Raw genomic sequence first — 20,699 nt, 5'->3', positions numbered from 1 at the left:
CGCAAAATGTCACGCAGAAACGGGTACGCTCAGCCTCCAGGGCGCGCAAAATCCACGCAGAAACGGGTACGCGGCAGGGTCCGGGCACTCACGCAGAAACGGGTACGCTTTGATTTCGCGCCACGTGATGGCCGGGGGGATGCCCGCGCGTGGCCGCCTTAGGCACCATAGAGTTCGGCCGCCGTCATGCCCGCCGGCAGGCGGGTGAGCGGCAGTGGCGGCGGCGTCAACGGCAGGCGCAGCGCCTGGTACACGGCTTCGCTGGAGAGTCCGTAAGGGGCCGCGTCGGCGTTGTCGAACGCGTAGTAGACCGCCTCCACACCCGTCATGGTTAGCGCGGCCAGGCACATCGGGCAAGGATGGCCGCTGGCGTAGATCACCGCACCCTTCAGGCTCGGCCGTCCAAGTTTGCGGCAGGCAGCACGGATGGCCTCCATCTCGGCGTGGGTGGTGGGGTCGAAGCTGTGCACGATGTCGTTGACGCCAGTCGCAACCAGTTCGCCATCCATCGCGAGTACCGCGCCGAACGGCCTGCCGCCGCGCGCGCGATTGGCCTGGGCAAGGCGTACCGCTTCGCGCAGATATTGCTCATGGATAGACATTGGGGAACTCCTGGGTGAGGGCGATGCGGCTTGCCTAACTGTTTTCGCGGGGCGCGGAATGCGTAAATATGAAACCTGCCCTATAAAATTTTGTGAAAAAAATGATATACAATGCCGGGGCTGAAGCCCACCATCGCCTATCCTAAGCTGTCGCGCCGGGGCTGACCTGCAACGTCACGACCAGCGACTGCAGTACCGACATCGGGATCGGCTTGGAGAAAACGCGGATGTGCGCGGGTATGCCGCCGCGGTCCGCGATAGCGTGCTTGTCGAGAGAAGTCACCACGACGATCCGGGTCGCGGCAAATTCCTGCTGCGCGTCGATGGTCCGGCACAGGCGGAAGCCATCGATGCCGGGCATGATCAGATCCAGGACGACCAGGTCGGGTTTGCTGCTGCCGATGAGCAACAGGCCATCGTAGCCGTTGGTGGCGTCGAGTATCTCGACCGGCGGACTGAGGGTTTCCAGCGCCATGCGGTAAATCTGCAGCAGGTGTTCGTCATCTTCCACCAGCAGCACGCGAAATGGTCTTGCGGCAGTCGCCATGGGTGCCGCCGCCTGGTTGCGCTGGTCGGCCACCATGCGGTCGACGGCGTCGGCCGGGATCCTGCGATGCCCGCCGTCGGTCTTCCACGCGGGTAACCGGCCGTTCTCGACCCAGAGCTGGACCGTGCGCAAGGACACGCCAAGCATTTCGGCGGCGGTCTTGGTGGAATAGAAACGCAGATCGGTCATAGAGTCTTGTCAACTGCCGCGGCGCGCCCGGTACGGTCGGGGCGTTACGCATCGTATTGTTTTCATTATTCTTCGTAAAGCTGCCAAAGCGCAACTTAATGCCAGGAAAACACGCAATTATGATAAAGCATCGCTGATCTGTCGAAGGGAATGCCGCGTGATGCAACTGCCCGGCAGCGCCTGGCGTACCGCGACGATAGGCCAGGACGTGCGGACTGGCGCAGCCGAATAGATCATACTGTGAAGCTTCGCCGCGGGCAGGCTGCCATCGGGGCAGCGGCACCGGGGGCGCCGGCCGCACGCGCGGACAGCGGACTAGATGGAAGGCTGCGATTCACGGCTGTGATGAACAATATATTCGTTTTTTGGTAGCTTTCCCATGAGGCTGGAAATCTACCGACAGGCATTGGCAGGCGCGCATCGCTCCGTGGGGGGTCCGTTCTGGTCAAGCCTTGTCATCCTGATCGGCATCTGGGGCGCGCTGTCTGGCTGGGCGCTATGGGATCGCGCAGCCGAGTTGCGGCACGTTCATGCCACTCTGGCGCGCATTGCCGGGCTGCTTGGCGAACATGCCGAACGCACGCTGGCCGAAGCCGACCAGATCGCATCGCTGGTCGGTGGCGTGGTGGTTGAGCGCGGGCCCGTGCTGCCGCTGGCGCAATGGATGCGCAGCGGCTATTTCTCCACCAAACCCTTCCTGGAAGTGTCCGTGCTCGACCGCGAGGGCGGGCTGCGCTCGTCCACCAACGCCAGCTTCGAACCGCTGGACCTGAGCGACCGCCAGTATTTTCGTGTGCACGAGAAACGCGCGCTGCCGACGCTATACGTCGGCGTGCCCCTGGTGGGACGCGTCACCGGGTGCTGGTCCGTGCAACTATCCAGGGGCATCGTAGCCCCGATGACCGGCCACTTCGCCGGCGCGGTAGTGATATCGCTCGATCCGGGCTACTTGTCCGAGGTTTTTTCGCGGGCGGCGCTGGGGCCATCCGGCGTCGTGCTGCTGGCGGGCACCGACGACTTCGTGGTGCGCGCGCGCTGGAGCGAGGACAGTCGCCAGCCTGGCCAGATCCTGATGCCCGGGTCCGACTTGCGCCGGGCGTTGGCCGGTGCGCGCGGCGGCCTCGTCACGGACGCCGGCGGGCGCGCCGACAGCCAGCGCATCTACGCCATCCAGCGCCTGCCAGGCCGCAACCTGGCGGTGCTGGTGGGCATGAGCAGCGAGGTTGCGCTGGCCAGCTATCACCACCGTTTGCGCCTGGTGATCGTGATTGCCGCCGTGGTCACCTTACTCGTGATGTTCTTCCAGGTCAGGCAGTTCTCCGCACTGCACGAGCTTGCGATGCTGGCCGATCGCGAGAGCGTGGTGCGCGACATCCTGGCCGCGAAGAAGCAACACCTGCGCGGTCTGTTCCTGGCCATGCCGGACGGGGTGGCCGTCTTTGGCCGCGATCGCGTGATCGACGAGACCAATACCGCGCTATGCGAACTGCTTGGGGTGTCGTTGCCGCAACTGCGCGGCGCCACCCAGCGCGAGTTCGTCCACTGGCTTTACCGGGGCCGGCGGCCGGCGGGGCAGGCATGCCATGCCGAACAACTCCTGGCTGAACTGGACCGGGCCCATCCAGGCGGCGAGTTCGCAGGCATTGTCGAGTTCGACATGGCGGTGTCGCCCGCCTACGAGGTGCGCATCGTGCATGCCGCCAGCGGCGGCGGCCTGGTGCTGGTGCTGCGCGACGTCACGTCGCAACTACGCCACGACCGCATGAAATCGCATTTCGTCTCGGCGGCGGCGCACGAACTCAAGGGGCCGGTGGCGGGCATCGCCGGCTACGCCGAGCTGCTGAGCGCCGGTGTCGTGGCGCCGGATCGGCGCAGCGGCATCTACCACGCCATCCATGCCCGGGCCAGGCAGCTCAATGCCCTGCTGTCCGACCTGCTCGACCTGGCCCGCATCGAAGCCCGCAGCAGAGGCTTGCTGGAGCGCGAGCGCGTGGAGGTGGCCGCGCTTGTGCGCGAGACTGTGGCGGCCGAGTTCGCCGAGCAGGGCAGGGTGCATGTGATCGCTGCCAACGCGCCGCTTCATGTACTGGCGGACCGCGCGCAATTGACGCAGGCGGTGCGTAACCTCATTGAGAACGCGCTGAAGTATTCTGACGGCAAAGAAGAAGTCACTGTCACCGTCGCACCGCTGGCGCAAGGTCAGGACAAGGTGTCGGTTCGGGTCGAGGATCGAGGTATCGGCATGACGAAGGAAGAAGCCGGATTGGCGTTCGACAATTTTTACCGGGCCAACCGGCAGGGAAATACAACGGGGAACGGCCTGGGCCTGGCGATCGTGCGGGAAATCGTGGCCGTGCATCAGGGTCAGATCACGCTGAGCAGCGAACTGGGCAAGGGCACCGTGGTCACTCTCAGCCTGCCGGCGGCAACATGAGGCGCTGGCTGTGGGGCGAACCTGGCCAGTCGGCAGGACGCCGGGCCGCTTTGCTGGCGGCATTGCTGGGCGCCTGCCTGGCGCTATGGCTGATCGCGCTGCTGGCTGCGCACGATGCCCGCGAACGCGTGGCGGGAGTGTCCTCGGCGGTGCGCGACAACCTTGAGTTTGCGCTTGCCGATACGCTTGGCGTCGCCTATCAGGATCGTGCGCTGGTGGGCGCGCCTTGCCACAGCGTGGCGCGCCAGTTGCAGGAGCAGGGCGCCTATACCGCCTATGTCCGCGACGTCGTGCTGGTGTCGCGCGGCATGCGCTATTGCTCGGCTGTGCAGGGTGAGATCGCGGTGCCGCTGAGTGAGCTGCTGAACTGGCAGCCCGGCCTGCAATACCGGCTCGCCAGACCCTATCGCGGCAGCAACACGGCCCTGGCGGTGTTCTTTGGTACTGCTCCCGGCAACGGCGTGCTGGTCTGGGTGGAAGGACGCTACCTGGCCGACATGGTGCATTCGGCCGGCAAGCTGGGGTTTCCCGATATCGCGATCGAGGTGGCGGGCACGCGCTTCATGCTCAACGCCGGCGATCCCGCGGCGGGTGAGGCGGCCGCGGCAGCCGGCGCGCCAACGCTGGTCAGGCGGGATGCCGCGCAGGCAGCCGCGCGCGGTATCGTCGATATCCGGCGACTGGAGGGACACCCGATCGCCGTGATCGCCAGCGCGTCGCGCAGTCTTGTGCTGCATGAGAGCCTCAAATACCTGGTGCTGCTACCGCTGACCGCCGGCTTTGCCGCGCTGGCGGTGTTTGCGCTGCATTCGCGCCGCGCGGCGCGCCGCTCCTTCGCCGCGGAGTTGCGGCGCGGGCTGCGCCGCGGTGAATTCATCCCCTATTACCAGCCAGTGGTCGATCTCGAAAGCAGGCTGTGCACGGGGGTGGAAGTATTGGCGCGCTGGGAACACCCGCGGCGCGGCCTGCTTGAGCCGGAGCAATTCATCCCGGCGATCGAGCAACAGCGCCTGGCGGTTGCGCTGACCCTGGACCTGATTCCCCGCGTCCTGCGCGACCTCGAGTCGCTTGTGTTGCCCCCGGCCTTCCATCTCGCGTTCAACATCACCAACGAGCATTTCGACGATGTGGGCTTCTGGGCCGACGATGCGCCGCTGTTCGCGCTGCTGCGCGCCAATATCACCCCGGTGCTGGAAATCACCGAACGCGATGCGGTTTCGCTGGTGGAGCATCAGCGCAGCGCGATCCAGCGTGCCAAGGCACGCGGCATCAAGCTGGCCGTGGACGACTTCGGCACCGGCTACTGCGGCCTGGCGTACTTCAAGCAGTTCGAAGTGGATTTCCTCAAGCTCGACCGCATCTTTGTGCAAGCCGATCAGGACGACAAGGTCAGTGGCCAGATTGTCGACGTCACCCTCAACTTTGCCCATGCGCTTGACCTTGCGGTCGTGGCCGAAGGCATCGAGTGCGAGGCACAGCGCGCGCAACTGGCCGGCAAGGGCGTGCGCCTGGGGCAAGGCTATTACTTCGCGCGGCCGATAACGCTGGCTGCGCTGCGCGACTGGCTGCCGGCGCACCTGGAACGCGTCACGCCGCCACCAGGCCCGCGTGGCGAGGTATTGGGCGTGGCGGAACGCACGTGATCTGGCACCGGCAGACTATTTTTAGTGCAAATATGAAACATATTGCATACCAATAAATGATAAAAATGATATAGAATTCGGGCATAGCCTCACTTCCCCGTCGGGCTATGCGACTCCCTGCCGGAATCCCCTTGCCGGCCAGTGCCTCGCGTCGCAACGCGAGGCGCTCTTTTCCTCTTTCCTCTTCCCTCTTCCCTCTTTTCATTTCCAGGCGATTGCCTGATGGATGGGCACTCGTCCTACATGGCATACAGCCACCGCCTGACAGGCGACGGGGCTGCGGTTGCCTAAGCTGGTACCAGCGCCCCCTGGTCCATGCATGTGGACGCGGCGCGGGCACGGCAGCCAGCCTTAGTCCGATGCCTGGGGGCGGCTTAATCCCGTATCGTCGCTAACCGGAGCCGACAATGAACAAGGATCAAGTGAAGGGCCGTATCGAGGAAGCCAAGGGCAAGATGAAGGAGGTCGCCGGAAAGGTGACGGGCAGCGCCACTACCGAGGTCAAGGGCAAGGCGCAGCAGATAGCCGGCAAGACGCAGGCCGCTTACGGTGACGCCAAGGAAGATGCCAAGCGTACCCGCTGATACCGGGAGTCCGCGCCTGCCGGGCCGGGCAGGTCGCCCGGCCCGGGGCACAGCCGGGCTTAACTAAAACACTCGTTGTAGTAGCGCGTGAAGGTGCCGGCCGGGCGGAAGGTATATGGCAGTTCGGCCAGCGCCGCGGCATCAAGCGAGCCGAAAGGGATGTCGAGGCCAAGACTGCTCGCATCCGTGGCGGCGTGATCCGTGCGTTGGGTTTCGTGACTGGATTTGTGGTGCGTGCTCATGTGCGTTCTCGCTGATCCTGGCTGTCCTGACTGTCGCGCCGCGCGGTAAACAACCGGCATGGCTGGCGCTGGTGAAATGGCGAGCCGGCTGGCTGCCATCGTTGCGAGCCATCTTATCCAGATGCGCGCGAAAGAAAATCCAGGCCCGGCAAAATACACTGTTGCGGAATCGCGCCCAATCGCACCCTCCCACGGGCCAGCGGGGACGCTGGCATCACGTGGCGCGCCTTCGCGGCGTCCGTGATGTGACCGTGGTGCCTTTTCCGTCCCACGCGCCGTTTCCCCGTGCTGCGATTGTTTGCCGAGGCAAAGGTGCGCTCCTCGCCCTTCGCCGCCAAGGCGGACGCCAGGCCGCACCCGGGGCGATGTCAGCGTCGTGCGCGGTATCGCTGGACACCTCGCCGGACACCTCGATTCGCCCGCCTTCTCCGTCTATATTTGGCTAGGGCACGCCACTGCCGCGCTGCCCCGAAGCCGTGCGCCGCGGGTAGCGTTGCCACGGCACTGGCCTGCCGCAACCCGGCCCGACCGACTCACTGCAGGAGCCAGCCATGTCCAGCGTTATGCCGTTGCCGCCATGCTTTGCCGATCGCCGCGAAGCCGGGATCTTCCTTGGCCGGCACCTGGCGGGGCTCGGATTTGGCGCCGCCGCGCAGTGCGAGCCGCCGCTGGTGCTGGCCCTGCCGCGCGGCGGCGTGCCTGTCGCCTTCGAGGTGGCTCTCATCCTGGAAGGGCGGCTCGATATCCTGCTGGTGCGCAAGATCGGCGCGCCCGGCTACCCGGAACTGGCACTGGGTGCCGTGGTGGAGGGCGACGCCGCCGGTAACGCTCCATATACCGTGGCCAACGACGACCGCTGGACACGACGCGCCCTCGATAGCGGCACCTTCGACGCCGAGCGCGGGCGCCAGCTCGACGAGATCGCGCGCCGGCAGCAACGCTATCGCGGCGGCGCGAGCGTGCCTGCCCTGGCCGGCCATACCGTGATCGTGGTGGACGATGGCGTGGCCACCGGCGCGACCATGCGCGCAGCGCTGGAAGGTGTGCGCCGCGCGGGCGCGAAGCAGGTGGTGGCCGCGGTGCCGGTTGCCTCGGAGGAAGGCCTGGACAGCCTGCGCGCGGCGGCGGACCAGGTGGTCTGCCTGAACGTGCCGGCCAGCTTTGGCGCCGTGAGCGCTTTCTACCTGGATTTCCGCCAGACCACGGATGAGGAAGTCATGGCCTTGCTGCGCCAGTGCGCCTGCGGGCGCCCGGCGTGAACCCGGGCCGCCGGCGGCTCAACGCTGCGCCGCCAGCCTGGCCTTCAGGTGCGGCACCAGCCCGCCGGCCCGCAGCAGGGTACGCAGGAAATCGGGAATCGGTTCGCACGCCACGCGGCTGCCGTCGGGCAGCAGCAGGCAAGCCCCGTCCAGCTCGAGCCGCGCCAGCCCTCCATCCACCAGCCGCGTGGTGTCGGGGCAGGTCAGCACCGGCAGGCCGAGGTTGATGGCATTGCGGTAGAACAGGCCGGCAAAGGACGGCGCGATCACCGCGGCCAGGCCAAGCTCGCGCAGCGCCTGCGGCGCCTGCTCGCGCGAGGAACCCACGCCGAAATTGCGCCCGGCCACCAGCAGGTCGCCGGGGCGCGCCATGGCCGGAAACTCGGGACGCAGCCCGGCCAGGCAATGACGGGCGATCTCCTTGACGCCCCCCTTCATATGGATACCGGGCGCCATCTGGTCGGTATCGACGTTGTCGCCAAAGCGCCAGATGCGGCCACCGGGCAGGGGCGGGACGGGTACCGGACTCATGGCAACAATGCTCGCGGGTCGGAGATGCTGCCGGTGACGGCGGATGCCGCCACGGTCAGCGGCGAAGCCAGCCAGACCGCGCTGCCGCTGTCGCCCATGCGGCCGGCAAAATTGCGCGCGGTGGAGGCAATGGCGCGGCTGTTGGCCGGGAAGCGGGACGGGCCATAGCCCGCGCACGCGTTGCATGCATTGGGCAGCAATTGCGCACCGGCATCCAGCAGGATGGCCAGCGTGCCCTCGCGCTCGGCCTGGCGCTGGTCGCGCAGCGAGGCGGGCGCCAGTTGCAGGCTCACGCCGGGCGCCACGCGCCGGCCACCCAGCACGCTGGCGGCCATGCGCATGTCTTCCAGTTTGGCGCCGGTGCAAGCGCCCAGGTAGGCGATGTCCACGGGCTGTCCGGCAGCCTGGCCGACGGGGCCGGTGTTGGCCGGCGAATGCGGCGCGGCCACCTGCGGCTCCAGCGCGGCCGCGTCGAAGCGGTGGCTGGCCAGCACGGCGGCTCCGGGCTCGGTGCGCCAGTGCGCAAGCGCGATGGCGTCGAGCGTGGCGGCGGGCACCCCCGCTTCCGCCAGCCAGGCCATCGTGGTGGCATCCGGTGCGATCAGGCCGGTCTGCGCGCCGAGTTCCGCACTCATATTGGTCAGCGTCATGCGCTCCTGCATGGGCAGCGCCGCCACGGCCGTGCCGGTGTATTCGATCGCCTCGTAGCGGCCGCCGTCGAGTCCAAGCTGGCCGCACAGGAACAGCATGATGTCCTTGGCGCAGACGCCGTCGCCAAGCTTGCCGTCCCATTGCAGGCGGATAGTGTGCGGCACGCGCAGCCAGATCTCGCCCGTGGCCACCACGCCCGCCATCTCGGTGGCGCCAATGCCGAACATATAGGCACCGAAGGCGCCGCCGGTCGGGCTATGGCTGTCGCCGCCCACGATGAAGCGTCCCGGCAGCACGTGGCCATGCTCAGGCAGCACCACGTGGCAGATGCCCTCGCCGTCGATGAAATGGGGAAGGCGCGCCTCGCGCACCCAGTCGCGGGTGAAGCGGACGATCGCCTCGGCCTCGGGATCGGCCGCGGGCAGGTAGTGGTCGGTCACTATGACATAGCGCTCCGGATCCCAGACCTTCGCCCCCAGCTCGCGCAGCAGCGGCGCCACCCGGCGCGGGCCGCTCGAATCGTGCGACATGGCAAGGTCGACCCGGCATGTCACCACCGTGCCCGGCGTGACCGCATCGAGCCCGGCAGCCCGCGCAACCAGCTTCTGCGCCAGCGTGGCGGGTGCGTGGGCGGGCCCGGCTAGCGGCTTCATTCCGGCGTGGCTCCCGAATATTTGACCACCTTGGCCCAGTGCTTCACGTCATTGCGCACGAAGGCGGCAAAGGCTTCCGGCGGATTGCCGACCGGCTGCGCGCCGTCGGTCTCCAGGCGCTTGCGCACCGCGGGTGTGTCGAGACCCTTGCGGGCGGCCTGGTAAAGCGCCTGCAGCACGTCGGGCGTAAGGCCGGCGGGGCCGAACAGGCCAAACCAGGCGCTCGACTCGAATCCCTTGACGGTGGCACCGATCGGCGCCACGCCGGGGAACTGCGGCAGCGGCGCGGCGCTGGTCACGCCCAGCACCTTGAGCTTGCCGGTCTTGACATGCGGCAGCACATTGAAGGTACTTGCGAACATCAGGTCGACATGGCCAGATAGCAGGTCGGTGATGGCGGGCGCGGTGCCCTTGTAAGGAATGTTGACGATATAGGTGCCAGTCATCATCTTGAACATGTCGCCAGCCAGGTGAACCGACGAACCCACCGAGCCGATCGCAAAGTTCAGCTTGCCGGGTTTGCTCCTGGCCAGCTGGATCAGTTCCGGGATGTTGTTGGCAGGCAGGCTGGGCGTGGCCACCAGTACGCTCGGGACGGTGGCCACCATCGTGATCGGCGTGAAATCCTGGATCGGGTCGAAGGGCAGCTTCTTGTACAGCGTGGCGTTGATGGTGTGGCTGGTGAAGCTCATCAGCAGGGTGGTGCCGTCGGGCGCGCTCTTGGCCACCTGGTCGGCGGCGATATTGCCGCCCGCACCCGGGCGATTCTCCACCACCACGGACTGATCCAGTTCGCGGGACATCTCCTGGGCGATGGTGCGCGCCAGCGTATCCGTGGTGCCCCCGGCGGGCGCCCCCACCAGGATGCGGATGGGTTTGCCGCCGGCGATCTCGGCGCGCGCTACCGGCGCGTGCGCTAGCAGCGCAACACTGACGGCGGCGCCAAGCAGGCCGTACATCGCCTTGCGGCGCGAGGGGGTGGCAAGCGCATGGGAGAAAGGTCGGCCCGTGCTGGGAGCAGGCATCGCGGTTTCCTTCTGGAAAGATCGTGAACGTGCAGTATCGCTCGCTTTTCTTACTCGCGCAGCCCTGTTCGCGCTTCGCTTTCCACCCAGACATTGGCGCTGTCGCCGCCCGCGGGGGAGAGCTCCATGCGGTATTCATAGCGGTCCGGCCGGTATTGGCCGAGCAGGAACTGCACCGGGCGGCCAGCCTTGTCCAGCACCACGCGGCGCACCGCCAGCAGCGCGCCGCCCACGGGCACGTCAAGCAATGGCGCTACCACCACGTCGGCCAGCCGGGCCGACAGCGTCTGGCTGGCGCGCCCCAGCTGCACGCCCGAGCCTTCGAGCAGGCGCAGCATCGGCGTGCTTTCGAGATCCTTGCGATTGAGGCCGCGCCCCAGGTCGGCAGGAAGATAGGTGGTGATATGCGATAGCGGGCGGCTGCCATAGTGGCGCACGCGCACCACCTTGACCACCGGGTCGCCCGGTTGCAGCCCGAGCGCTTCGGCGACTTCCGGGGTGGCGTGGACGTCGTCGATCGATATAACCTTGACCGAGGTTTTCTGCCCCATGTCGATGATGTTGTCGAGCAGGCTGCCGGGGCGGTCGCCGACCGTAACCGGCTTGATCGGGTGCGGATTGACGAATGTGCCTAGGCCGCGATGGCGGCGTACCAGGCCTTCCTGCACCAGGCGGTCGAAGACGCGGCGCATGGTCACGCGCGATGCGTGAAACTGCTTGGCGAGGTCGATTTCGCCCGGCAAAGGGCCTTGACCGAAACGGCCTTCCACAATCTGTTGGCGTAGTACCACGTAAATCTGGTGATACAGGGGAACGACGGCTTCACTCATGGTTTCCCTTGCGAATAGGTGACAAGTCTCAGATAGCCTTAATGTACTTTAAATCAGACATAGAGCCTAGTCATGTCGCCAGTTGTGCGTTATTCGATCCCCGAATGGCCCTGGGGCGTTGCGTGCATGCAGCGGATATGCAGCATTCGGCGTGTTGATCCCTCGCAATGTCTTCTTTCCACCGCGCCGGGGCGGACGCGCGGGGCTATCACGCAGCGTCTCATCCGAAGTAGGGAACGTGGCGACGAGCGACGACCAGTGCACCGGCGGGACGTGTGTTTCACTCGTGATACAGCATGGGCAACCTAGGGTTTTCCTTGGGAACCGCGCTAAAGGCCTGATAGCAGGCGGAGTTTTCGCTGCCATGGGGAACTCTCTGCCATGTAGCGCGTCGGGCCTTGTCACAGCCATGTGACATGTCGTGTGCGGTTCACAGCGGCGGCACCGCCGCGCGTCCTCTGCAAGCCAGATAAAGGTTGAGGGCATGCCTTTGTAGCCCTTGTATTGCAAGGGTTTACAAGTTTGAGACATTTGCCTGGCACCGATTATGCGGAAAGAGAGGCTGGTTTGGCCGAGTGCCGGACCCGGGCCTCCAGCCATCGTTCTCCCCGAGCGCTGGCGAGAGGCTGAGCCGCTGTGAAATTCTCCTGGGAGCTTTGTATGAAAAAGACCTTACTTGCGTCGGCGATTGCTTTGGCCCTTGGGGCAGGCGGTCAGGCGATGGCTAACCCGACGAACAACAATGGCGAGGAAACGCGCAGTACCACGCAGACAGCCACTGCAACTTCCACCCAGTCCGGCGGCGGCGCGGCGGCGAACGAAAACTCATCGGCCTCGCAAGACAACAGCTATCACTCGAGGACATCCACCAAAACTTCTACCAGGAACACCACCAATACCACAACCAAGAACAACGCCGATAACCGGGGCCGGGTCACTTTCGATGAAGGCTATGGCAATGCCGGCGCGAACAACGGCGGCACGGCCAACGCCGCTTTCACCAACTCCTTCAATACCAGCAAGGCAATTGCCATCAGCAAGCTCTCGGGCTCGGTGAGCGGCATTTCGATTGGCAACATCGGCAATGTCGCCACCAACAACGGTAACGCCAATGGCGGCGCCGGTGGCAAGGGCGGTTCCGGTCATGGCGGCGCCGGCTACGGTGGCTCTGGCGGCAACGGTGGCAACAGCGGCAACGGCGGCAGCGGCGGTAGCGGCGGTTCCGCTAGCAACGGCAGCGCCACCGCGGGTGCTGCCAGCAACGGCAGCGCCAATGCTGGTGACGGCGGCAATGGCGGCAAGGCCATCGGCTGGGCCGGAGACGGCGGCAACGGCAAGGGCTCTGGCGGCGATGCGCTTAGCGCCAGCGTCGGCGTGGGTGCCCGCGGCGGCAGTGCCAAGGGCTCCGGCGGCGACTCGCTGGGTGCCAGCCTCGCAGGCTCCGGCAAGGGCGGCAGCGCAGGTGCCGCCGGCGGTAGCGCCGGCAGCCTGAGTGCCGGCAAGGGCGGCAGCAGCGGATCGGCTGCCGGCAGCGGCGGCAACGGTGGCCGCTGGGGCTTTGGCGCCGGTGGCGGCGGTGGCAGTAGCACGGCAGGTGCAGGCGGTGCCGGCACTGGCGGCACGACCACAGCCACGGCAGGCGCAGGTACCGCGACCGGCGGTGCAGGCGGTGCGGCGACATCCGGCGCATCCAGCCCGACCGGCGGTGCCGGTACCGGGCTTGGCGGTGCAGGTGGTGCGGGCACAGGCGGCGCGGCAACGGCTTCCGGCGGCGCAGGCACCGGCACGGGTGGCGCGGGTGGTACCCAAACCAGCCTGGCCGGTAGCGGCGGCGGCGGCGGCAGCGCAGCCAACGGCAGTGCTACCACCCAGGCCACCAACGGCAGCGCAACGGCAGGCGCTGGCGCGGTTGGCGCGGCTTCCGGCGCCGGTGGCGCTGGCGGCGTGGGCAATGGCGGCACTGGCGGTACCGGCAATGGCGCAGTGGGTGGAGCTGGCGGCGCCGGCGGCACCAACTACGTCGATGCTGGCACCTTCAATATGTCCAACACCATGACCAGCGTCGGTCAGTCGGCAGCGGGCATCATGATCGCCAACCAAAACAGCGGCTTCGCTTCGCTGGTGCAACAAAGCGTCAACGTCCAGGCCAACCTGGCGGTCGGCAAGTAAGGCGCGTGCGTGGTGGTGGTGTGCGCTGCGGGTGGATGGCCCGCGCGCACGTCCCGCCGGCACAGCTTGACTCCGGCAACTCAGGGCATCCCGGCGCATCGTGCGCTGCCGGGGTGCCCATTCGACGAAGCGTCCACTCGCTTCCGGTGTGATCGTCTGGATGGGGACGGCACGCAAGAGGCTGAAGGAGACACCAACATGCGATCGGTCCGCTCCGCTGTCACCCTGGTCACGACAGCAATCCTGGTCTGGCCTGGCCTGCAAGCCTTTGCCGGGCCGCAGCCCGCCGGGCCATCAGCCGCAGTGCCTGCGGCCAACACCGGAACCGCCATGAACACCAGCGCGGCGGCGCCGGATCAGACTCCCGCTGCCGTGGTGGGTGGCGCTCGGCGCGGCATCTTTGCCGATCTCGGCAAACCCGTCGCCAGCGACAAGCTCGAAGGTATCCGCGGCGGATCCGAACTGGTGGTCAACGACATGCGCCTCGGCGGCACCGTGGCGGATAACAGCGTGAACCGCATGATCAGCGGCTCCAACAGCATTGCCGAAGGCTCTTTCGCCAGCGCCGCGGGTCTGCCCACTGTCATCCAGAACTCGGGCGCCAACGTGCTGATCCAGAACGCTACCATCGTCAATATCCAGTTCAAGCCATGATGCTGCGAAAGCTGCTTCTGCAGGCTACGCTCTTGCTGGCTTCGGCCGGCGTGTCCGTGGCGTGGGCCGACTACATATACGTGCCAGGCGATGGCGGAAACTACTACAACGTGCGGGTGACCAGCCTCAAGGAGGCACGGTACAAGACCACCATCCGCCAGCAATACGACTTCAGTTGCGGCTCTGCCGCGGTAGCAACGCTGCTCACTTACCAGTATGGCTTTCCGGTCAGTGAGCAGACGGTGTTCCAGAACATGTATGTCAACGGCGACCAGGCCAAGATCCGGCAGGAGGGGTTCTCGCTGCTGGACATGAAGCGCTTCCTGGAGTCGCGCGGCTTTCTTGCCGATGGCTATGAATTGCCCCTGTCCAAGCTGGAGGAAACCCAGATCCCCGCCATCGTCCTGGTGGTGGAGAACGGGTATCACCATTTTGTCGTGGTCAAGGGGGTGCACGGCGACCGTGTGCTGGTCGGCGACCCGGCGCTTGGCACGCGCGCGCTGTCGCGTGAGCACTTTGAGCGGATCTGGGACAGCCAGTTGCTGTTCGTCATCCACAACCGCGAGGAATCCGCTCGCTTCAACCTGGCGGCCGACTGGCGTGTAGCGCCGAGCGGCCCTTATTCGATGGGTATCAACCGGGATAGTCTGTTCTTCACCGTCATGCCTTCGCATGGCGGTAGCGACTTCTAAGGAACGTACCATGTTCCAGACATCCTCAAAGTCCGCGCAGCATCGCCGCAGTAGCGCCGGTTCGGCCACTGCCGTCATGTTGCTCGGCGCGGGCCTTGCCTGCGCCGGGCCGGTGCGGGCCGACGAAGGCACGGGGATCGAGGCGCTCGGCACGCTCGGTGCGACCGACCCTGCCGGCTTCACGGCACCGCCCGCAATGCAGGCGGAAACCCACAACCCTTACCTGGCTGCGGCACTTGGCAGCATGGCCGGCCGGACGCCGGTCTCGCAAGACCCCCTCGCCGTGGCGGAGCCGGCTGACCGTCCGGCAGATGGCCGCGCCACCCTCGGCGCGGCCGATGCCCCCGATGCTGCCGACTTGGCGCCGCCGGTGGAGCGGCAGGCCGAAACCGGCAATCCCGTCCTGGCTGCCGCCAGCGCGCCACGCCGGCTTGCGGTACGCAGCAGCGCGGGCGCGCCGAAGCCGGTAGCGCCGGAACGGCTGGAAGACCTGCGGGGCGGTTTCGCCGCCGCGAGCCAGTCGCCAGATGCAGCCGGCGCCGCTGCCCCGGCAACGCCTGCCGTGACGCTGGCGACTGCCGGAACATCGCCCACACATGCCGCGCGCAGCACCATGGCGAGTTGGAAGCCGGTCGCGCAAGAGCGGCTTGACGATTTGCGTGGCGGGTTCGACGTGGGCGCCGGCTTGCAAGTTTCGTTCGGTATCGAACGCGCCGTGTACATCAACGGTGCCCTGGTGGTGGCAACCAGCCTTACTATTCCCGATGTGAGCCGCATCACCGCCGACCAGGCCAGCCGCCTGGCCACGGCGCTCGGTGGGGCTGCAGGTGCGGCGGCCATGGCCAGCGCAGCCGTGAACAACGCGCTGGCCGGCAACCCGGTAACCGCGACCGGCGCGAATGGCAGCGGCAGCACGGGAAGCAGTAGTAGCAGTACAGGCACCAGCGCCAGCGCGACCGGCAGTCCGGGCGCATCGGTGACCAGCCTGCCAGCCACGGCGATAGCGGCTGGTGGCGCCGTGGTGACAACCAACGGCGCACTAAGCCTGATACAAAACGGGCCGGGCAATAGCGTCGCCTCCAGCATGCTGGCAGGCACACCTGCCACGGTGATTCAAAACTCGCTGAACAACCAGTCGATCCAGAACCTGGTGACCATCAATGCAGGCGTGAACACCCTGCAGGCATTCCGCGCCCAGGTGGCTAATTCAGCATTGAACAGTGCATTGCAGAGTGCCGCGAGCCGGCACTGAATACCTGCAGGCGATTGGTAGTACGTGCAACGAGAGGGGCAGTATGCGTTAAGCAGGTTGCGGACTCCTGTACGAAGCAGTCCGCCGTCCGGGGGAGGAAGGCGAAATGAATAAAAAGTCGCTGCGCGGCATCCGGCAGGCAGGGTGCTCGACATTGCTGTTGCTGGGCGGGATGGCACACGGCCAGACCCCGCCTGACGAGGGACCAACGGCGGCGAAGCTGGATGCGCTCAAGCGCGAGGTGACAGAGCAGGCCGCGACACTGGAGCAGATGAAGCGGGCAATGGCGGAACAAGAGGCCACCATCCGCGAGTTGCGCAGTGTGCTGGGTCCCGAAGTGCTGGCGAGAAAGCGCGGCGGCCAGCGCGCGCCAGGCACCGGCGGCGTGACACCCGGCGACACCGCCACCAATGCCGCGGCGGCCGCCGCCGGCGCGGCAGGCACGCAAGCCCTGCCTAATACCGCCAATGTGCCGCAGGAAGGCGCCACGCAGGCGCAGCAAGGCGCAACGCCGGCACAGCCAGCAGCCGACAGCCAGGTTGCGCAGGCCGGCGACGAGCAGCCGGTGGGCAAACCGCCCGAGGCCGACACCGCTCCACCTGCGATTGCACCGATTTTCGACCAGCCTGGCGTACTCACGCCCGCGGGCAAGTTCGTGCTCGAGCCGAGCTTTCAGTATGGCTATTCGTCGAACAACCGTGTGGCGCTGGTCGGCTACACGATCATTCCCGCCATCCTGATCGGGCTGATCGATGTCCGCGAGGTCAAGACCTCAACCTATATCGAGCAGGCTGCGCTGCGCTATGGCGTGACCAAGCGGCTCGAACTCGAGGTCAAGGTGCCCTACGTGCAGACCTCGGGCTCCACCATCAGCCGCGAAGTCTTTACCGGCACAGCGGTCGACAACGTCTTTAATGCCAGTGGCCAGGGCCTGGGCGACGTGGAAGCCACCGTGCGCTACCAGCTCAACTACGGCAACGAGAAAATGCCGTACTTCATCGGCTGGCTGCGCTACAAGTCCAATACCGGCAAAAGCCCCTTCGACGTCGTGACCGACTGCGTGACACGTTGCGTGGGCAATACAACCGGCACGGGCTTGCCGCTCGGGCTGCCCACCGGCACCGGCTTCCAGGCGATACAGCCGGGCATTACGTGGCTGCTGCCCACCGATCCGGCGGTGTTCTTCGGTACCTTCAGCTACCTGCACAACTTCGCGCGGGACAATGTCAGCCGCACCGTGCTCAACGGGCAGCAGGAGAATCTCGGCAAGATCGCGCCGGGCGATATCTTTGGCTTTAACTTCGGCATGGGCCTGTCGCTCAACGAGCATGCGTCGTTCAGTATCGGCTACGACCAGAGCATCATCTGGCCGACCAAGCAAAATGGCCAGACCGTGCCCGGCTCGGTGCGCATCACGCAGGGCACCTTGCTGGTGGGTTATTCGTATCGCTTCAACAGCCGCTATACGCTGAATGTATCGGTCGGCGCGGGACTGACGCGCGATACCCCGGATCTGCAGGTCACGGTGCGCCTGCCAATCACTTTCTGAGGGCTGGTGACATGCGCGAATTCGACGGATGAGACGCCACGTGATGCGCGGTAGGCATGCCGTGGTCATCGCCTTGCGCTTGCCGCGCGACTGGCGTACAAATGAGTTACCCCGTCCCCTGGGCGGATACGGATGCACCTCCACCTCCATGTTTTCCGTGACTGCGTGAAGGCGACTCCGCATGCACACCGCTGCCGGGATGACCCGAAATGGCCGCGAAACGGCCTGAAGCGAGGAGAGAGTCATGCGCAAACGCATCTTCTGGTTGTTGCCCGATCTGGCGAGCGCCCGCCGCACCATGGACGATCTGCTGCTGGCTCGCGTCGAGAACAGTCATATCCACTTCATCGCGCGCGATGGCGCCGATATGACTGGCCTGCATGAAGCCAACCTGTTCCAGACTTCCGACATCGTGCATGCTGCGGAAATGGGCCTGATGGTTGGCGGCGGCATCGGCATCGTGGCCGGGGCACTGGTCGCCCTGTTTCCCATCGTCAGCGAGACCCCGCAATGGGGCCTGGTCGGTGTGCTGGCAGTGCTCGGCGCGGTGTTCGGCGCCTGGGCGTCCAGCATGATCGGCTGCTCAGCGCCCAACAGCCGGCACAAGACCTTCGAGAAAGACATTGAGGAAGGCAAGATCCTGCTGATGGTGGACGTACCGCGTGGCCGCGTTGAGGAAATCGAAGCGCTGCTGCAACAGTCCCATCCGGAAGCCCGCTTCGCCGGGATGGACCCGGCCATACCCGCCTTCCCCTGAACGGGGACCGGCCAATGCGGGGGCATGGCGGCCTGCGGGCCGCCTGCCCTTGTGCGCTCCGACCCTGCTTTTCCCTGCCATACCCGATTCCTTCCCGAGCTGCCGTTCGATGCCGCTGTGATGACTTTTGCAACAGCGATTTGCAGAATGGCGCCGCTTTGAGGTAATTTGCTTGTCGCCGCGCCCATTCGTGGCGCGCATGACAAAGCAAAAGATTCGTAAGCGAACGAGGGGTCGGAGATGAAAACAAAATGGATCGCGTGCGGCCTGCTGGCCGCGGCGCTGGGATTGGGCGCGCCGGTGGCGCAGGCGGAGCCGGGGGTCAGCAAGACCGCGATCCGGATCGGGCAGTCGGCCGGCGTGACAGGGCCGGTGGCGGGCTCGGTCAAGGAGCAGATCGCCGGGGCGCAGGTCTACCTGAAGACGGTCAACGCCAACGGCGGCGTGGGAGGCCGCCGGATCGAGCTGGTGACCTACGACGACGGCTTCGATGCCAAGCGCACCCCCGACAATGTGCGCAAGCTGGTCCAGGAGGACAAGGTGTTCGCGCTCTTCATGGTGCGCGGCACGCCGCAGAACGAAAGCATCCTGCCCATCATCCAGGCCGAGAAGGTGCCGCTGGTGGCACCGCTTACCGGCGCCATCACGCTGCATCGTCCGGTCAGCCGCTACGTATTCAACGTGCGCGCCAAATACCAGGATGAAGTCGCCCGCGCGATCAACCATCTTGCCACCACGGGCATGACCCGCATCGCCATCTTCTACGCCAATGACGGCTTTGGCCAGGACGTGTTCGAGGGCTTCAGCACCGCGCTGCAGGCGCGCGGCGTACAGCCTGCCGCAAGCGCCTCGTTTGCCCGCCCAATGGGCGATATCCAGGCTGGCGTCACCGCCATCAACAAGGCGAATCCGCAGGCCGTGCTGGTGATCGGCTCAGGCTCCGAGGCCGCGCGCCTGATCAAGGAACTGCGCCGCGGCGGCAGCCAGGCGCAGTTCGTCACGCTGTCCAACAACGCGGCCGATTCCTTCATCAAGGAGCTGGGCGAGGACGCGCGCGGGCTGATCATCACGCAGGTGGTGCCGGGCACCAATTCCAGCCAGATGAGCATTGCCAGCGAATATCGCAGCCAGGCCCGGCAGCAAGGCGTGGAGCCCAGCAATGCCGGCATGGAGGGCTTTATGTCGGCCAAGGTGCTGGTGGAGGGCTTGCGTCGCGCGGGGCCGGATCTGACCCGCGAGCGGCTGGTCGGCGCGCTGGAGAGCCTGCGCGACTTTGACCTGGGCGGGATCCTGATCAGCTATAGCCCGACGCGGCATACCGGGTCGTCATTCGTGGAGATGTCGATCGTGTCGTCGACGGGCAAACTGATCCGCTGAGCGAAGGGTCCGGCCGCAGCGCCCCGCCGGCGCGCTGCGGTATAGTCGCCGGATGGCTACCTCACTTTTTTCCCTGCAAGGCCGCGTGGCGCTGGTCACCGGCGGCGCGCAAGGCCTGGGCCTGGCGATTGCCGCCGCCCTTTCGCAAGCCGGCGCGCACGTGATCGTTGCGGCGCGCAATGCCGAGCGCGTGCATGCCGCCGCGGCCGAGCTCGCCCGGCACGGCGGCAGCGCCGAGCCACTGGTGCTAGACATTACCGACGAAGCGGCGGTCGACGCTGCCTTTGCCCACGTCGACGCCGTGCACGGCCGCCTCGATATCCTGGTCAACAACGCCGGCGCGCGCAAGCGCAGCAATATGGCGCATCTGGACGCGGCGGATCTGCGCGAGATGCTGGAGACCAACCTGGTGGCGCCGTATGCCTTGTGCCGGCACGCCGCGCAACTGATGCGGCGCGGCGGCTATGGACGCATCGTTAATGTCAGCTCGATCGCGGGGCAGGTGGCGCGTGCCAATGACGTGCTCTATCCCGCTACCAAGGGGGGGCTGGATGCGCTTACCCGGGCAATGGCGGCGGATCTCGGGCGGGATGGTGTGACTGTCAATGCCATTGCGCCGGGGTATTTTGCTACCGAACCTAATCAGCCTATGGTCGATGACGCTAGCGTTGCCGAGTGGTTGCGGCAGAGGACTGCGTTGGGGAGGTGGGGGCAGCCGGAGGAGGTGGCGGGGGCGGCGGTGTTTTTGGCTTCGCCGGCGGCTTCTTATGTTACTGGGCATGTGTTGGCGGTGGATGGGGGGTATTTGGCGCATTTTTGATGGATGCCTTAACTTCAACTTCAACTTCAAAGGCTTAAAAGTCAAAGGCGGTTTCACCCCCCTGCGGGGGGCGACCTACTTTCTTGTCTTGCCCTCCATGTCAGGATACTTGTCGCCTCCGTTTCCTTAGTGAAGCAAAATGGAGGGCGGTGTGCGAATAGGTGATGACACGATATGCAACCGAGCATCGGGAATGGGTGGTGGAGCAGATGATGCCGCCGCTGAACCGGTCGATAGTG

The 20,699-nt window shown here is 66.0% G+C and carries 19 protein-coding genes; 12 read left to right on the top strand and 7 right to left on the bottom strand.

All coding sequences use genetic code 11. The features are described from left to right. Positions 1-158 precede the first annotated feature (158 nt). Entirely contained in the window at positions 159-602 is a 444-nt protein-coding gene (locus AC1DS6_RS17895) for a nucleoside deaminase (protein ID WP_276286936.1), read from the bottom strand. 142 nt (positions 603-744) lie between these two features. Then, positions 745-1,338: a response regulator gene (locus AC1DS6_RS17890; protein WP_477102856.1), complete on the bottom strand. Its 594-nt coding sequence runs from the start codon at positions 1,336-1,338 to the stop codon at positions 745-747. Between the two features lie 379 nt (positions 1,339-1,717). On the opposite strand from AC1DS6_RS17890, the gene AC1DS6_RS17885 reads away from it, so the two are divergent. The 3 genes from AC1DS6_RS17885 (at position 1,718) to AC1DS6_RS17875 (ending at position 5,999) form a co-directional block, all read left to right on the top strand. Further along, positions 1,718-3,772 (top strand): ATP-binding protein, encoded by a 2,055-nt coding sequence (locus AC1DS6_RS17885; protein WP_477102855.1) that lies wholly within the window; start codon positions 1,718-1,720, stop codon positions 3,770-3,772. Beyond that, positions 3,769-5,415, top strand: a complete 1,647-nt coding sequence (locus AC1DS6_RS17880) for an EAL domain-containing protein (RefSeq protein WP_477102854.1) — start codon at positions 3,769-3,771, stop codon at positions 5,413-5,415. The genes AC1DS6_RS17885 and AC1DS6_RS17880 overlap by 4 nt, the downstream gene beginning before the upstream one ends. Before the next feature lie 407 nt (positions 5,416-5,822). Beyond that, the gene (locus AC1DS6_RS17875) at positions 5,823-5,999 is read left to right on the top strand and encodes a CsbD family protein (RefSeq protein ID WP_477102853.1); all 177 of its coding nucleotides are present in this window, start codon (positions 5,823-5,825) and stop codon (positions 5,997-5,999) included. Positions 6,000-6,058: 59 nt separating this feature from the next. Here the strand turns inward: AC1DS6_RS17875 and AC1DS6_RS17870 are convergent, their stop codons facing one another. Then, a complete protein-coding gene (locus AC1DS6_RS17870) occupies positions 6,059-6,241 on the bottom strand; it encodes a hypothetical protein (RefSeq protein WP_035875250.1) in 183 nt (60 codons plus the stop codon). Positions 6,242-6,804: 563 nt separating this feature from the next. On the opposite strand from AC1DS6_RS17870, the gene AC1DS6_RS17865 reads away from it, so the two are divergent. Then, positions 6,805-7,500, top strand: a complete 696-nt coding sequence (locus tag AC1DS6_RS17865; RefSeq protein WP_441626248.1) for a phosphoribosyltransferase — start codon at positions 6,805-6,807, stop codon at positions 7,498-7,500. A gap of 18 nt (positions 7,501-7,518) precedes the next feature. Here AC1DS6_RS17865 and AC1DS6_RS17860 read toward each other — a convergent pair whose 3' ends face one another. The 4 genes from AC1DS6_RS17860 to AC1DS6_RS17845 are packed head-to-tail and all read right to left on the bottom strand — an operon-like array spanning position 7,519 to position 11,190. Beyond that, positions 7,519-8,031, bottom strand: a complete 513-nt coding sequence (locus AC1DS6_RS17860; protein WP_441626098.1) for a LeuD/DmdB family oxidoreductase small subunit — start codon at positions 8,029-8,031, stop codon at positions 7,519-7,521. Next, on the bottom strand, positions 8,028-9,335 hold the full coding sequence (locus tag AC1DS6_RS17855; protein WP_477102852.1) for a 3-isopropylmalate dehydratase large subunit: 1,308 nt from the start codon (positions 9,333-9,335) through the stop codon (positions 8,028-8,030). The genes AC1DS6_RS17860 and AC1DS6_RS17855 overlap by 4 nt, the downstream gene beginning before the upstream one ends. Next, on the bottom strand, positions 9,332-10,360 hold the full coding sequence (locus AC1DS6_RS17850; protein WP_441626094.1) for a tripartite tricarboxylate transporter substrate binding protein: 1,029 nt from the start codon (positions 10,358-10,360) through the stop codon (positions 9,332-9,334). Before AC1DS6_RS17850 ends, AC1DS6_RS17855 begins: the two co-directional genes overlap by 4 nt. A 50-nt stretch (positions 10,361-10,410) precedes the next feature. After that, complete coding sequence (locus AC1DS6_RS17845) at positions 10,411-11,190, bottom strand: GntR family transcriptional regulator (RefSeq protein ID WP_045236396.1); 780 nt, start codon at positions 11,188-11,190, stop codon at positions 10,411-10,413. 660 nt (positions 11,191-11,850) lie between these two features. Here AC1DS6_RS17845 and AC1DS6_RS17840 point away from each other — a divergent pair. The 8 genes from AC1DS6_RS17840 (at position 11,851) to AC1DS6_RS17805 (ending at position 20,460) form a co-directional block, all read left to right on the top strand. After that, entirely contained in the window at positions 11,851-13,359 is a 1,509-nt protein-coding gene (locus AC1DS6_RS17840) for a hypothetical protein (RefSeq protein WP_441626090.1), read from the top strand. A gap of 198 nt (positions 13,360-13,557) precedes the next feature. Further along, positions 13,558-14,013, top strand: a complete 456-nt coding sequence (locus AC1DS6_RS17835; protein ID WP_441626088.1) for a hypothetical protein — start codon at positions 13,558-13,560, stop codon at positions 14,011-14,013. After that, the gene (locus tag AC1DS6_RS17830) at positions 14,010-14,705 is read left to right on the top strand and encodes a C39 family peptidase (protein ID WP_045236394.1); all 696 of its coding nucleotides are present in this window, start codon (positions 14,010-14,012) and stop codon (positions 14,703-14,705) included. Before AC1DS6_RS17835 ends, AC1DS6_RS17830 begins: the two co-directional genes overlap by 4 nt. 10 nt (positions 14,706-14,715) lie before the next feature. After that, positions 14,716-15,957 (top strand): hypothetical protein, encoded by a 1,242-nt coding sequence (locus AC1DS6_RS17825; RefSeq protein WP_477102851.1) that lies wholly within the window; start codon positions 14,716-14,718, stop codon positions 15,955-15,957. 106 nt (positions 15,958-16,063) lie between these two features. After that, entirely contained in the window at positions 16,064-17,506 is a 1,443-nt protein-coding gene (locus AC1DS6_RS17820) for an acetate kinase (RefSeq protein WP_477102850.1), read from the top strand. Between the two features lie 244 nt (positions 17,507-17,750). Continuing rightward, positions 17,751-18,263, top strand: coding sequence for a DUF1269 domain-containing protein (locus AC1DS6_RS17815; RefSeq protein ID WP_441626082.1), 513 nt, complete (start codon positions 17,751-17,753; stop codon positions 18,261-18,263). Between the two features lie 240 nt (positions 18,264-18,503). Then, the gene (locus AC1DS6_RS17810; RefSeq protein ID WP_441626080.1) at positions 18,504-19,640 is read left to right on the top strand and encodes an ABC transporter substrate-binding protein; all 1,137 of its coding nucleotides are present in this window, start codon (positions 18,504-18,506) and stop codon (positions 19,638-19,640) included. Positions 19,641-19,692: 52 nt separating this feature from the next. After that, entirely contained in the window at positions 19,693-20,460 is a 768-nt protein-coding gene (locus tag AC1DS6_RS17805; RefSeq protein ID WP_477102849.1) for an SDR family oxidoreductase, read from the top strand. Positions 20,461-20,699 lie beyond the last annotated feature (239 nt).

This window comes from Cupriavidus sp. 05L310, from assembly GCF_056398185.1.
Note: the sequence above shows the minus strand (reverse complement) of the source record. Positions and strands in the feature narration are given on the sequence as shown.